We start from the raw sequence: 13,324 nt of genomic DNA, 5'->3' as shown, positions 1-13,324 counted from the left end.
CGCAGCAGCCCTGCGACGACGATGACGAGCAGCACGACCTCCCCCGCAGAGCCCCACCACCACCTCCTCCACCCGAAATACCGCCCCGACATCGATGGGCTGCGCGCCGTGGCCGTGCTGTCGGTGCTCGGCTTCCACGCGTTCCCGCAGTGGCTGCAGGGCGGCTTCATCGGCGTCGACATCTTCTTCGTCATCTCCGGCTTCCTGATCAGCACGATCATCATGGGCAGCTTCGAGGGCGAGGGCTTCAGCTACCGCGAGTTCTACGAGCGGCGCATCCGGCGGATCTTCCCGGCGCTGGTGCTGGTGATGCTGCTGTGCTTCGTGTTCGGCTGGTATGCGCTGCTGCCGCAGGAATGGGAGCAGCTCGGCAAGCACGTCGCATCCGGCGCGGGCTTCGTCTCCAACTTCGCGTTCTGGAACGAGGCCGGCTACTTCGACAACGCGGCCGAGACCAAGCCGCTGCAGCATCTGTGGTCGCTGGCGATCGAGGAGCAGTTCTACATCTTCTGGCCGCTCTTGCTGGGGCTCGCCTGGCGGCGCAAGTGGCGCGTGCTGGGCGTGGTCGGCACGGTCGCGGCACTGTCCTTCCTGGTCAACGTCGGCACCATTCACGGCCATCGCACCGCGGCCTTCTATTCGCCGCTGTCGCGCTTCTGGGAATTGATGGTCGGCGGCATGCTCGCGTACATGCGGCTGCACAAGCCGGCGCCGCCCGGCCTTCGGCGCCATGTCCAGTCGATCGCGGGGCTGCTGCTGATCGCGCTGGGCCTGGTCCTCATCCGCAGCGGCAAGGCCTTTCCGGGCTGGTGGGGGCTGCTGCCGACGCTGGGCGCCTTCTTCTGTCTCGCGGCCGGGCCGACCGGCGTGCTGAACCGCACGCTGCTGGCCTCGCGGCCGATGGTCTGGTTCGGGCTGATCAGCTATCCGCTCTATCTGTGGCACTGGCCGCTCCTGGTCTATGCGCGCATCCTCGAAGGCGACAGCCCGTCCGACGCGATTCGCACCGGGGCGATGGTGGCCTCGGTCGTGCTCGCCTGGCTGACCTACCGCTTCGTCGAGCGGCCCCTGCGCCGGAGCGAGAACGCGGCGGTGGTTCCGGGGCTCGTCGCGCCGATGGTGGCCTTCGTCGTGCTCGGCGTGCTGGCCACCACGCAGATCTTCGACGGCCGCCACAGCGATCCCTACTTCAAGAAGACGGCGGCCGCGGCGCACGACTGGGGCTATCCGGACGGGCTGACGCCGGTCAAAGTCGACGGCGAGGTGCTGTTCCAGACCGGGCACGGCAAGCGGCGCGTGCTGCTGTTCGGCGACAGCCACATCGAGCAGTACGGCCCGCGCGCGGTCGAGCTCGCCAGGACCTCGCCCGACACGCTCGATTCGCTGTCCTTCGCGACCTGGGGCGCCTGCCCGCCGATCCCCAACGTGGTCGACGAGAAGAACAACCTCTGCGCCGAGCGCCGCGACGGCGCCATGCGCATCGCGGTCAGCGACAAGATCGATGCGGTGGTGTTCGGCGGCTGCTGGAACTGCTACTTCTCCGATCCGTCGAAGCCCACCGCCGCCAACGCCGAAGCCGATCGCTTCTATTACCTCGACGGCAAGACCCACCGGCGCTTCATGGGCGGCGGCGGCGTGGACTACGCGCTCGCCACGCTCGAGGTCGTGATGACCACGCTGGCCAAGACCAAGCAGGTCTACCTGATCCTGGACAACCCGGTCGGCGACGACTTCGGCCCCGAGAAGCTGGTCAAGGGCAACCGCCTGGGCCAGATGAGCGTCGGGCGCATGTCGCCCACCGCGCCCTGGCCGGCCGAGCAGAAGGCGCTGCACGATCGCATGCGCCAGATCGCGGTGCGCAGCGGCGCCATCGTCATCGACCCGACCGAGACCCTGTGCCACGACGGCCAGTGCACCCGCACCACCGCCGACGGCACGCCGATCTACAAGGACGCAGGCCACCTGCGCGCCGAGTACACGCGCAAGTTCGCGACCTGGATGGACGCGGCCATGACGACGCCGAAGTAGCGGCGGCCCGCGCCTTCAGGCGTACAGGCGCCGCAGCGCGCGAATGCCCGGCATGCGCGTGAGCGCGCCGATGAAGCGCACCAGGGCCGGCGAGCTGTGTTCGAGCAGGAACACCGTCAGCCGCAGCCGCAGCTTCTTCTTGCGGCCCACGTAGGGATTGGCCAGCACCATGGCCGCGTACTCGGCCAGGATCGCGCTCATCTCCGCGCGGTACTGGTCGTCGTTCTTGATCGACTCGATCGCGTGATTCACGAAGTAGGGTTGGAACCTCGGCACCAGGCATTCGCGGAACCAGTAGCGCCCGCGCTGGTGCTCGTCGGGGAACATCTGCGTGAGCTTCTTGAAATACTTGAAGCGGCTGCGCACCATCCGGATGCCGAACGAGGTGCTCGCGGTGTGGATGCACCAGACGGTCACCGCCTTGTCGACGAAATGATTGCTGTAGCCCTTGCGGAAGATGCGCAGGAACAGGTCGTCGTCCTCGAAGCCCATGAACTGCGAATCGAAGCCGCCGACGGCCTCGAAGGCCTCGCGGCTCACCAGTGCCGCCGAGGGCAGCACGAACATGTCGTGGCGCAACAGATCGAGGATGTTGCGCTTCGGGTGCTGCGCATGCTCCTTGACCACGCCGGTGCGCACGATGTTGCCGTCGCCGTCGGCCTCGTACAGGTCGGCGTAGACGAAGCCGAACAGCCGGTCGTCCGGCGGAATCGACGAGACCAGCGTCTCGATGTGGTTGGGCAGGTAGAAGTCGTCCTGGTCCAGGAAGCAGATGCAGTCGGCCGTCGATGCCGCGACGCCGGCATTGCGCGCCGAGCCCTGGCCGCCGTTCTCCTTGTCGAGGATGCGGAACGGATAGCGCGCGGCCAGCCCGTCCAGCGCCGCACGCTCCTCGGGCCGCGAGCCGTCGTTGACGACAATCACCTCGCTGGCCGGCACCGACTGCGCGAACACGCTGCGCACCGAGCGCTCGATGAAGTCGGCGCCGTTGTAGAACGGGATGACGACCACGACGGTCGGCCATGTCGCAGATCGGGCGGCGGATGTTTCAGGCAAGGCGTTCATTGAAGGGGTGGAAGTGTGCGCGGACCGAGCCTACACAGATTCGAAAAGGTCGCGCACCACGCCGCGCACGCCGCGGCCGAAGGCATCGTAGCGGCCGGTCATCGCTTCGCGCAGGACCGGCAGGCAGCGGGCCCATCGCGACGCCGGCAGGGCCGCGCGAAAGCGCTGATGCACGACCTTGCCGCGTACCTTTTCGAGGGTGCCGGGCGCGACCCGGTCGCCGAGCGACTGCAGCCGCGCAAGCAGGAGTTCGGCCTTGATCGCGCGATCGAGATGGGTTCGGCCGCGGGAGGCCAGCGCCTTGCGCACCTTGTCGGGGAAGGTATCGCGGCGCGCGCCGATCTGGTTGGATTCGTGCTGGCGGTAGTCGATCAGCGCGTCTTCCAGCACGTCGACGCGCCCGGTCGCGGCCGCGATGATGCCCAGCCATTCGTCGTGCACCCATTCGACCGGCAGCGGCATGGCATCCGTCAGCAGGGAGCGGCGAAAGACGGCGGTGGCGCCGGTCACCAGGTTGCGGCGCAAGAACACGTCGAAGGCCCGGCCACCGTGGATGCGTTCGAGCTCGACCGGCGTGACCTCGAGCGCATGGAACAGCGTCTGGCCCAGGCCTTTGCCCTCTGCATCCACCAGGCGCGCATCGGTGTGCAGCAGCAGCAGCGCGGGGTCGTGCGCGAAGGCGGCCGCCATCCGCGCGAGCCGGTCGGGCACCCAGACATCGTCCTGATCGCTGAGCGCGATGAATTCGCCGCGGCAGGCGCCGATGGCCTGCTCGAAGTTCTTGACCACGCGCAAGGGCGTCGCGTTCTCGAGCACGCGCAGTGCCACGGCCGCTTCCGGCCGCTCCAGCGCGCATTCCTCGACCGCGGCGCGCGCCACCGCGACCGAGCCGTCGCGCGAGGCATCGTCGGACAGCACGATCTCGTTCGGCGGCAAGGTCTGCAGGCAGATGCTGCGCACCTGCTCGCGCAGGAAGCGGGCACCGTTGTGGGTGCACAGGGCGACGGAGATCTCGGCGGCACTCATGGGCACAAGGGCGCGACGCGCGGCGGCCAGGCGAGGCCGAAGTCCTCGGTGTCCAGCGTCAGGTTGGGGTTGTAGGCCGGATCGTCGCGCAGCAGCGCGCCCCAGCGCTCGGTCATCCAGGCGGACTCGCGCGCCAGCCGGTCGCGCGATCCGGCCGCGATCTCGAGCCCGCGCGTGGCCGACTCGTGGTGCAGCAGTTCGGCATACGGGGTCCAGACATTGCGATAGCCGGCCGCACGCAGGCGCAGGCAGAAGTCGACGTCGTTGAAAGCGACGCCCAGGCGCTCCTCGTCGAGCCCGCCGACCTGTTCGTAGAGCGCCTTGCGCACCACCAGGCAGGCGGCCGTCACCGCGCTGAAGGTCTGCATGCGCTGGGCGCGGCCGCCGTGTCCCGGGTCGTCCGCGGACAGGTGCTTGTGCGCATGGCCCGCGATGCCGCCGACGCCGAGCAGCACGCCGCCATGCTGCACGGTCCGATCGGGATAGAGCAGCTTCGCGCCCACGGCACCCACGCCGGGCTGCAGCGCGATCGACACCATTTCGTCGAGCCAGCCGGGCGAGACGACCTCGATGTCGTTGTTGAGCAGGCCCACGACCTCGCCGCGGGCGCGGGCCACGGCTGCGTTGTTGAGGGCCGAGTAGTTGAAGTCGCGGTCGTCGCGGATCACGGTGATGCCGGGCTGCGCGCCGAGTTCGGCAAAGTACGCCAGCGCTTCGGCATCGTCCGAGCCGTTGTCGACCAGCAGGATCTCGTAGTGCGGATAGGCCGTCTCCGCCACGATGCTCTCGATGCACTGGCGCACCAGCGCGAGCGCGTTGCGCGTCGGAATGATCAGCGAGACGAAGGGCGGCGGGCTCGGCAGCGCATAGCGCGCGCGATGGCCGCGCGGCGTGGCCTCGGCCGTCGCGGCGATGCCGAGGCGTTGGAAGTGCGCGTCGAGGGCGCGCTCGCCGGCGCGCTGCGCCTCGTTCGGGGTCGCCGCAACCCCCTGCGCGTCCGAACGGGTGTGGGAGAGCACGCGGGGAATGTGGCGTATCTGCGCGCCATCGACCCGCTCCGCGCAGCGCAGTGCGAGCTCATGCCCCTGCGCGCCATCGAAGCCTTCGCGCAGGCCGCCGGCCTCCTGGAACAGTCGGCCTTCGAAGGCGCCCAGCGGCGCGAACAGGTTGCGCGAAAGAAAAAGATCGGGATTCCAGTCCGGCTTGAAGAAGGGATCGCTGCGCCGCCCCGCCGCGTCGATGGCGTCCTCGTCGGCGTAGACCATGCGGGCCTCGGGATGGGCGACGATCTCCCGCGCCACGCAGAAGAGCGCATGCGCAGGCAGCACGGCGTGCGGCTCGAACCAGACGACCCAGTCGCCGGGCGCCGGCGCATCGCCCGCGTCGGCCTTGATTCTCGGATCCGCGGCTGCACATTCCGCCAGCAGCGCGCCGAGCGCCTCGCCCTGCGCGGCGGCCGGCACCGTGCGCAGCACCCACGCCGGATAGATCTGGGACTGGACCGAAGCGATCGCCGCACGCAGCGACGACACGGCACAGTCCTGCACAGGCATCAGGATCGACAGCCGAGGCCGCACCGGCCAGCCCTCGATTTCCCGGCGCAAGCCCTCGCAAGCGTTGCGGCCCGGGCTGTCGTAGGCGGCCACCCATTCGGCATAGCCGCCGCGCTGCATCGGCACCTCGGGCTGCGTCCCGCGCACAATGCGTTGAAAATGCCGGCTGACCCACCGCAGCGGCGCCGTCACGCGCCAGCTGGTGGATTGCCTCATCGTACGGACCTGTTCCTCCAAAGCCCTCGTTTGCACTTCCAACAAGCCGATCTGCCGCTGCAGCTGGGCCTCGCTGCGGCCGGCGCCGGGCGCGGGTCGCCGGCGCGGCGCCTGCGATGCCGGCAACGTGGGCTTACTGAACATCACTGGCGGCAATCAAGAGCATGGTCGGTCATCTGTGCCTGAAGCGGCATGGGCATCGTCACGGGGCCCCGAACCGGGGCCGGTAAAATTATCCACTCCCTTCACACCCTCAAAAAAATGCACGTGCTTTCAGTTGTGCTCTCCGGAGGCGCAGGCTCCCGCCTTTGGCCCGCCTCGCGGCAGGCCTTCCCCAAGCCTTTCATGAAGCTCGGAGGCTCGACGCTGCTGCAGCAGGCCATCGAACGCGGCCAGGCCTGCGGCACGGGCGACCTGATGGTCGTGACCAACAAGGACCACCTGTTCCTCACCAAGGACGTGCTGCGCCAGATGGCGGATCCGCCCGAAGCGACCCTGCTGCTCGAGCCCCGGGGCCGCAACACCGGCCCGGCGATCGCGCTGGCGGCGCTCGAATGCATCCGCAAGTTCGGCGGCGAGACGGTGATGCTGGTGCTCTCGGCCGATCACCTGGTGCCCAATGTCGACGCCTTCGTGGCCAGCGCGAGCCAGGCCTTCCGGCTCGCCGAGAAGGGCGCGCTGGTGGTCTTCGGCATCAGCCCCACCAGCCCGGACACCGGCTTCGGCTACGTCGAGGTCGAGCACGTCTCGCGCGACAGCCAGCCGGCCAAGCGCTTCGTCGAGAAGCCCGATCTCCAGACCGCGCAGGACTACCTCGCCACGGGGCGCTACTACTGGAACAGCGGCATGTTCTGCTTCACGGCCGACGCGATCGTCTCGGCCTTCGAGCGCTGCGCGCCCGAGCTGCTGGCGGCCGCGCGCCGTGCACTGGAGAGCTCGCAGAGCACCAAGGACACGGTCCAGTTCGACCTGCACGCCTTCGGCCTGCAACCGGACATCAGCATCGACTACGCGGTGATGGAGCGCGCCGACAACGTGCACGTGGTGCCCGCCAAGTTCAGCTGGAGCGATGTCGGTTCCTGGCCTTCCGTCGCGCGTGCGCACACGCCCGACGCGAGCGGCAACACGATGCCGCGCGACGTGGTCGCGATCGACACCACCGGCACCCATGTCGAGGTGCACAGCCACGGACCGAAGATGGTGGCCACGCTGGGCGTGCATGACCTGGTGATCGTCGACACGCCCGATGCGCTGCTGGTCGCCCACAAGGACAGCGCGCAGAAGGTCAAGCAAGTGGTCGATACGCTCAAGGCCCGCAAGCACGAGACCGTGCACCTGCCGGCCGTGGTCCACCGTCCCTGGGGCACCTACGCATCGCTCAAGGAAGAAGACGGCTACAAGGTCAAGCGCATCACGGTCAAGCCGGGCGAGTCGCTGTCGCTCCAGTACCACCACCAGCGCGCGGAGCACTGGGTGGTGGTGCAGGGCAAGGCGATCGTGCAGGTCGGCGAGGTGGAGCACGAAACCCTGCCCGGCCAGTACCGTTACATCCCGCTCAAGGAGAAGCATCGTTTGACCAACATCGGCAAGGACGAGCTGGTGCTCATCGAAGTCCAGTGCGGTGGGTACCTCGGCGAAGACGACATCGTGCGTCTGGCCGACACCTACGGGCGCGTATGAGTCAAGCCCAATCGAACATTCGCCGCAGCGCGTGGGCGGACTGGTGGGAAGGCACCCGCCGCACCGACATCTGGTGGACGCTGGCCTGGTTCGACGTCGTGTTGCGCTACCGCCGCTCGATGCTCGGCCCGCTGTGGCTCACGCTCAGCATGGGGGTCATGATCGCCGGCATGGGGCCGCTCTACAGCTCGCTGTTCGGCACCAAGCTGTCCGAGTTCTTTCCCCACCTCGCGCTCGGCCTGATCTTCTGGAGCTTCTTCTCCAGCATGGTGACGGACTCGTGCAACGCCTTCATCGGCTCGGCCAACTACCTCAAGCAGGGCTATTTCCCGATCAGCCTGTTCGTGTGGCGCAGCATGGCGCGCAACCTGATCCAGTTCGCGCATCAGATCGTGCTGTACGTGCCGGTGGCGCTGTGGGCCGGCATCACGCTGTCGTGGTCGGCGCTGCTCTTCATCCCGGCCTTCCTGCTGGTGCTGGTCAATGCGCAGGCCATCGGTCTCGCACTCGGGCTGGTCTGCACGCGCTTTCGCGACGTGACCCAGATCGTGACCAGCGTGATGCAGATGCTGATGTTCCTGACGCCGGTGTTCTGGCTGCCGTCCACCTTGCCCGGGCGCGCCAAGTACATCCTCTACAACCCCTTCGCCGAAATGCTCGACCTGCTGCGCACGCCGCTGATGGGCGGCGTGGCGGAAGTCCACAACTGGTGGGGCATCCTGGTGTGGACGGCGCTGAGCCTGGGCCTGTCGGCCGCCCTGTTCGCGAAATACCGCCGCCGCGTCGTCTACTGGCTGTAAACATGGCTTTCATTTCCCTCAAGAACGTCTCGGTCAACTTCCCCATCTACGGCGCCGGCGCCGCCTCGCTGAAGAAGACGCTGGCGGCATCGGTCACGGGCGGGCGCTTCGGCAAGGAGACCGGCGTCAACGTGGTGCAGGCGCTGAGCGACATCAACCTCGAGTTGAAGAGCGGCGACCGCCTCGGGCTGATCGGCCACAACGGCGCCGGCAAGTCGACGCTGCTGCGCGCGCTGGCCGGTGTCTACGAGCCGTCCTCGGGCGAGTTCGTGCGCGAAGGAACGGTCTCCAGCCTGATCGACCCTTCGCTGGGCATCGAAGCGGACGCCTCGGGCGTCGAGAACATCATGCTGCGCGGCCTCGTGATGGGCATGAGCAAGAAGCAGATCGATGCGCTCACCCCCGAGATCTGCGAGTTCAGCGGCCTCGGCGAGTACGTCAACATGCCGGTGCGCACCTACTCCACCGGGATGATGATGCGGCTGGCGTTCTCGATCTCGACCAGCGTGCAGGCCGACATCCTGCTGATGGACGAATGGCTGTCGGTCGGCGATGCCGAGTTCACCGAGAAGGCCGAGAAGCGGATGAAGGACGTGGTCGCCAAGTCCGGCATCCTGGTGCTGGCCTCGCATTCGCCGGCCCTGATCGCCAAGGAATGCAACCGGGTGATCCACCTGGAGCACGGGCGGATCGTGGAGCAGCGGATCAACGAAGGCTGATCGGCGTCAGCGCGGGACGCGCCGCAAGGCCCTGATCTCTTCGAGCCGCGCGGCGATCCTGCGGCCAGCGGCCGGCAGCGACAGGTTGGCCTCGGCGCTCGCCTTGCCGCGCGCACCGAGCTCGCGCGCCCAGGCCTGGTTCTCGTAGAGGCGATGCATCAGCTGCGCCGCATGGTCGAGCGACGGTTCGGCCCATTGCAGGCCCGCGTCGTAGGGCGGGATCGGCTCATCGAGCTTCACGAGTTCATAGGGGACCAGCAAGCTGTTGCCGTCGTCCATGAAGTCCATGTTGCCGGAGAACGCGGTGGCGATCACGGGCTTGCCCATCAGCATCGCTTCGGCCAGCGTCAGGCCAAGCCCTTCGCTGCGGTGGAGCGAAACATAGGCATCGCAGGCATCCATCAGCGACAGGACCTCGTCGGGGGTGTAGACCTCGTCGATGAGCGTGATCGCAGCGCCCGCCGCGGCGGCTGCGCTTCGCAATGCATTGAACTCCGCCGGATACCGGTCGCTGAAGGACGTCTTCAGCACCAGCCGCACCGGCTCCTCTTCCGTGAAAGCCGCCTTGAAGGCGCGGATGAGGCCGAGCGGATTCTTGCGCTCCATCACGCTGACCATGTGGAAGGTGAAGAGAAACGTGAACGTGTTCTCGGGCAGTCCGAAATGCGCCTTGCCGCGCCGTCCGAACGGCGCCAGCCTGACGCCCGGGAACAGCGTCCGAACCGGCAGCGGGAGTCGCGCGCGCAGACCGCGTGCCACGAACTCCGTGGCCGCCCAGACTTCGTCGACGTCTTTCGCATGCGCGATCCATGCGTCGGGGATCGCATCGAACTCCCAATACCAGTACGCGATCCTGTAGCTGCGCGGCACCCGCTCCGACAAATGGGCACGCGCATAGGCCAGGTCGAGAAAGGGCTCCGGCTGCGTATGGAGGATGGTCACGTCGTGGCATTCCAATCCCCGGTATTCGACGTGGCGGGGTTCATCCCTCGAATCGGTCAGCACATCGCGCAACGATGTCGGCACGCCCGCCGCCTGCATCGCGCCGACCATGGATTCGACGGAAACGCGCAGGCCCGAGGGATAGCAGAAATGCCCGATCACGTTCACCCCGGGACGCCCCAGTTCGGCGGCGACCGCGGCCGCGTCCCACCGGCGGCAACCGTCGCGAACCGATGCGGGCAGCCCGGCCTCCGGTGATGACAGCCAGGCCACCAAGGCGCGCGCGCGGCCGGGGTCGCCGTCGAATGCTTCGGGATGGGCCGCCTGCCAATCGGCGCGAATGGCGTAGCTGCTTCGAATCTGCTGTGCCGGGGGCTGCAGGTCCGGCCACCGCAGAGGATCGAGCCACGCACCCTCGGCGCCGTACTCCGCGCGAAACCATTGCGCGAAAGCATCCCGGCCGAACACGGTCATTCCGTCCGGATGCGCGTGCTGCCAGGCCGGCGAGAACGCGTAGGCGAGCATCAGTTCGTGCTCGGGCGCATGCGCGGCGTCGAGAAACAGCCACCAGACCTCCTCCAGCCGAAGCTGGCATTCGTCCCTGCCGGTGCGCATGAACCATCGAAAGAGGCGGCGCATGCCGGCCGGCGTGAGGCCGTGCGGCAGGACGGACCCGATGCGCTCGTGCGCCAGATAGGCCTGGCGCGCCCTCTTGCCCGGGCCTGCGTCCAGCGCATCGGCGAGGTGCCTGGCGGCGTCTTCGCCGAGTTCAGTGGAGCCATCGCGCCGAAGCCACAGTCCGAGCGCCTCGGGGCTGCCGCCGATCGGCGCTCCCGGGCAGCGCGCCTGGAAATCACCGCGTCCGCGCAGGAGATCGATCAGAAAACGTGCCGCGGACTCAGGGTCGCGAATGTCGCCGGGCGAGAGCGGCGCCCACAGCAGCGCGCCGAGAGGCAGGCCTGCGGCATCGGACGCATCTTCGTCGGAGAAGAGATCGAGCACGCGGTCCGGCGCAACGCCTTCGCCTCGCCCCCGCGTGGCCACGCGCGCCTCCTCATGCCGAACGAGCAGCTGCAGCTCGGCCGTGCGGGCCGCGGCAATCGCCTGCCCCTGCCTGAATGCGAGCCGCTCACGCAGGCGCCATGGCGTCGCCAGCCACCACGCCCCTTTCGCCGCCTTGAGCACATAGCGGACGACCGGGCTATGAGGCATGGTGCTGCAGATAGGCGGCGTAGGCCGCTCGAAGGCCTGTGTCGAGGTCCGTCGAGGCTTTCCATCCCAGTTCGGACATGCGACTGACATCGAGCAGCTTGCGCGGCGTTCCATCGGGCTTGCTGGCGTCGAACGCCAGCTCGCCCCGGTACCCGACCGTCGCCCTGATGCGTTCCGCCACCTCGCGGATCGTGACGTCTTCGCCCACACCGATGTTGATCAAGGGCGCCTGTTCGGGGCGCGTCAGGTGCGTGAACTGCGGATCCGGCAGCGCGAGCAGGAAAGCGATGGCATCGCCGATGTCCGAAGAGAACATGAACTCTCTTCTCGGCGTGCCGGAACCCCAGACCGTCACGGACGGATCGCGCCGGACCTTCGCCTCGTGGAAGCGCCGGATGAGTGCCGGCAGGACATGCGAGTTCTGCGCGTGAAAATTGTCGCCCGGCCCGTACATGTTGGTCGGCATGACGGCGAGAAAGCGGCGGCCGTACTGGCGGTTGAATGCCCAGCAGGACTCGACACCGGCGATCTTGGCCAGCGCATAGGGCCGATTGGTGGCCTCCAGCGGCCCGGTCAGCAGATATTCTTCCTTGATCGGCTGCGGACAGTCGCGGGGATAGATGCACGAGGAGCCGAGAAAGATCATTCGATCGACGCCCGCCTCATAGGCGGCGTCGAAGACGCTGAGCTGGATGCCCAGGTTCCGGTGCAGGAAGTCGACCGGGTCGTTCGAGTTGGCAAGGATGCCGCCCACCTTGGCCGCGCACATCACGATGTGATCGGGCCGCTCGTCGAGGAGGAACGCGCGGGTCGCGCTGCGGTCCTCGAGGTCGAGTTCGGCATGCGTGCGGGTCAGCACCTGCAGGCGCGGATCGCCGCTCAATGCACGCAGCGTGGCGGAACCCACGAGCCCTGAATGACCGGCGACAAATACTTTCCTGGTTTCCATGAAGAGCCTCCGTCAGTGCCCCGAGAGCTGCCGCACCCAGCGGACCATCGGGTGCCAGATGAATCGCGTGCAACGAAAGATCGCATAGCGCTGCGCCGCGCCGCGCAGGCCGCCGACGGCCGGCGTCTGCACCGCCTGCCGCGCCGCGACACCGGCGAACGAATGCTGGTACTTCCCGTGGTACAGCGCCTCGCTCGGCGTCAGCAGGAAGCGCACGAGTTCGGCCTCTGCGGCCTCCCAGCGCGCACGGCCCGTGGCTGTACTGTCCCTGCCACGCGCGCCCAGCTCGGCCGCCGCGGAGAAATCGAGCGGCCGCGGATCGTGGACGTCGTAGAGCAACCCGTTGAGCCCCGGCACGATGTACTCGTTCATCGTGCCCTGGTTGGGCGCCACCACGCATTGGCCGCGGCCCATTGCCTCGAGGAATGACTGCCCGATGCCCTCTTCCGGACGCGGCGCGAAGAAGACGTTGGCACGGTCGAGCACGGCCTCGAGATCCGCCTTGTCGTCGAACCATGTCGACAGGGTGATGTGGTGCTTCGCGATGTCCTCGGCCGTCGGCGGTTCCGGCGGCGGGGTGCCCGGATCGGCCGCCAAGTGGACATGGAAGCTGTCGAATGCTTCGTTTTCGATCAGCTTGCGAATCGACCGCCAGGGCAGCTCCAGTTCGCGGCGCACCCAGAAGAAGCCATGCAGCCCTTCGGCCGGTGGCGATGGCCGCTCGCGCGCAGGCTGGTAGTAGCGCACGAAGTGGCTGGCGATGCCGAAGGCCTGCGTCATGCAATGCGCGGCATTGGAGAAATTCAGCACCTTGGAACCCTGGAACGGCTCCCAGAAACCGGAGAAGTCGTGGTGCGGTCCGTTCCAGAACCCGAACTGATCGAGCATGGGCACGTACACGACGTTCGGATGCCTGTGCCTGAAGTACCGGCCCTCCGGCGGGCAATAGGACTGGAACATGATCACGGCATCGTGCGATGCCACGTCCGCGAAGCGCACCGGCGCGCCTCCGCGCCAGGCCTCGTCCCAGAAATGGTCGACCGCATGGCCGTGGCGCGTCAGCAGATCCGGCAGGAAAGCGGTCGAGAGCGTGGTTTGATGAAAGGAGTGATCGACATAGGCGATGCGAGCCAT

General features: G+C 67.7%; 10 protein-coding genes. 4 read left to right on the top strand and 6 right to left on the bottom strand.

What is annotated here, in order from left to right; genetic code table 11:
* Positions 1-21 precede the first annotated feature (21 nt).
* Positions 22-2,028: an acyltransferase family protein gene (locus tag E5P2_RS03800; protein WP_162565830.1), complete on the top strand. Its 2,007-nt coding sequence runs from the start codon at positions 22-24 to the stop codon at positions 2,026-2,028.
* Positions 2,029-2,043: 15 nt separating this feature from the next.
* Here E5P2_RS03800 and E5P2_RS03795 read toward each other — a convergent pair whose 3' ends face one another.
* The 3 genes from E5P2_RS03795 to E5P2_RS03785 are packed head-to-tail and all read right to left on the bottom strand — an operon-like array spanning position 2,044 to position 5,888.
* Positions 2,044-3,093 carry a glycosyltransferase family 2 protein gene (locus tag E5P2_RS03795; RefSeq protein WP_162565829.1) on the bottom strand — a complete coding sequence of 350 codons (1,050 nt, stop codon included), beginning with the start codon at positions 3,091-3,093 and terminating at the stop codon, positions 2,044-2,046.
* 30 nt (positions 3,094-3,123) lie between these two features.
* Entirely contained in the window at positions 3,124-4,119 is a 996-nt protein-coding gene (locus tag E5P2_RS03790) for a glycosyltransferase family 2 protein (protein ID WP_162565828.1), read from the bottom strand.
* Complete coding sequence (locus tag E5P2_RS03785; protein ID WP_162565827.1) at positions 4,116-5,888, bottom strand: glycosyltransferase family 2 protein; 1,773 nt, start codon at positions 5,886-5,888, stop codon at positions 4,116-4,118. The genes E5P2_RS03790 and E5P2_RS03785 overlap by 4 nt, the downstream gene beginning before the upstream one ends.
* Before the next feature lie 261 nt (positions 5,889-6,149).
* On the opposite strand from E5P2_RS03785, the gene E5P2_RS03780 reads away from it, so the two are divergent.
* Genes E5P2_RS03780 through E5P2_RS03770 form a run of 3 tightly spaced genes read left to right on the top strand, consistent with a single transcriptional unit; the run spans position 6,150 to position 9,087 of the window.
* Positions 6,150-7,568 (top strand): mannose-1-phosphate guanylyltransferase/mannose-6-phosphate isomerase, encoded by a 1,419-nt coding sequence (locus E5P2_RS03780; RefSeq protein ID WP_162565826.1) that lies wholly within the window; start codon positions 6,150-6,152, stop codon positions 7,566-7,568.
* A complete protein-coding gene (locus tag E5P2_RS03775) occupies positions 7,565-8,368 on the top strand; it encodes an ABC transporter permease (RefSeq protein ID WP_162565825.1) in 804 nt (267 codons plus the stop codon). The genes E5P2_RS03780 and E5P2_RS03775 overlap by 4 nt, the downstream gene beginning before the upstream one ends.
* Positions 8,369-8,370: 2 nt before the next feature.
* Entirely contained in the window at positions 8,371-9,087 is a 717-nt protein-coding gene (locus E5P2_RS03770; RefSeq protein ID WP_162565824.1) for an ABC transporter ATP-binding protein, read from the top strand.
* A gap of 6 nt (positions 9,088-9,093) precedes the next feature.
* On the opposite strand, the gene E5P2_RS03765 is transcribed toward E5P2_RS03770, so the two are convergent.
* The 3 genes from E5P2_RS03765 to E5P2_RS03755 are packed head-to-tail and all read right to left on the bottom strand — an operon-like array spanning position 9,094 to position 13,324.
* Positions 9,094-11,241 (bottom strand): glycosyltransferase family 4 protein, encoded by a 2,148-nt coding sequence (locus tag E5P2_RS03765; protein WP_162565823.1) that lies wholly within the window; start codon positions 11,239-11,241, stop codon positions 9,094-9,096.
* Entirely contained in the window at positions 11,231-12,190 is a 960-nt protein-coding gene (locus E5P2_RS03760; protein WP_162565822.1) for a GDP-L-fucose synthase family protein, read from the bottom strand. The genes E5P2_RS03765 and E5P2_RS03760 overlap by 11 nt, the downstream gene beginning before the upstream one ends.
* Before the next feature lie 12 nt (positions 12,191-12,202).
* Positions 12,203-13,324, bottom strand: a complete 1,122-nt coding sequence (locus E5P2_RS03755; RefSeq protein WP_162565821.1) for a glycosyltransferase — start codon at positions 13,322-13,324, stop codon at positions 12,203-12,205.

Source organism: Variovorax sp. SRS16 (genome assembly GCF_901827165.1).
Lineage (GTDB): Bacteria > Pseudomonadota > Gammaproteobacteria > Burkholderiales > Burkholderiaceae_C > Variovorax.
This window is presented reverse-complemented; position numbering and strand designations above follow the sequence as displayed.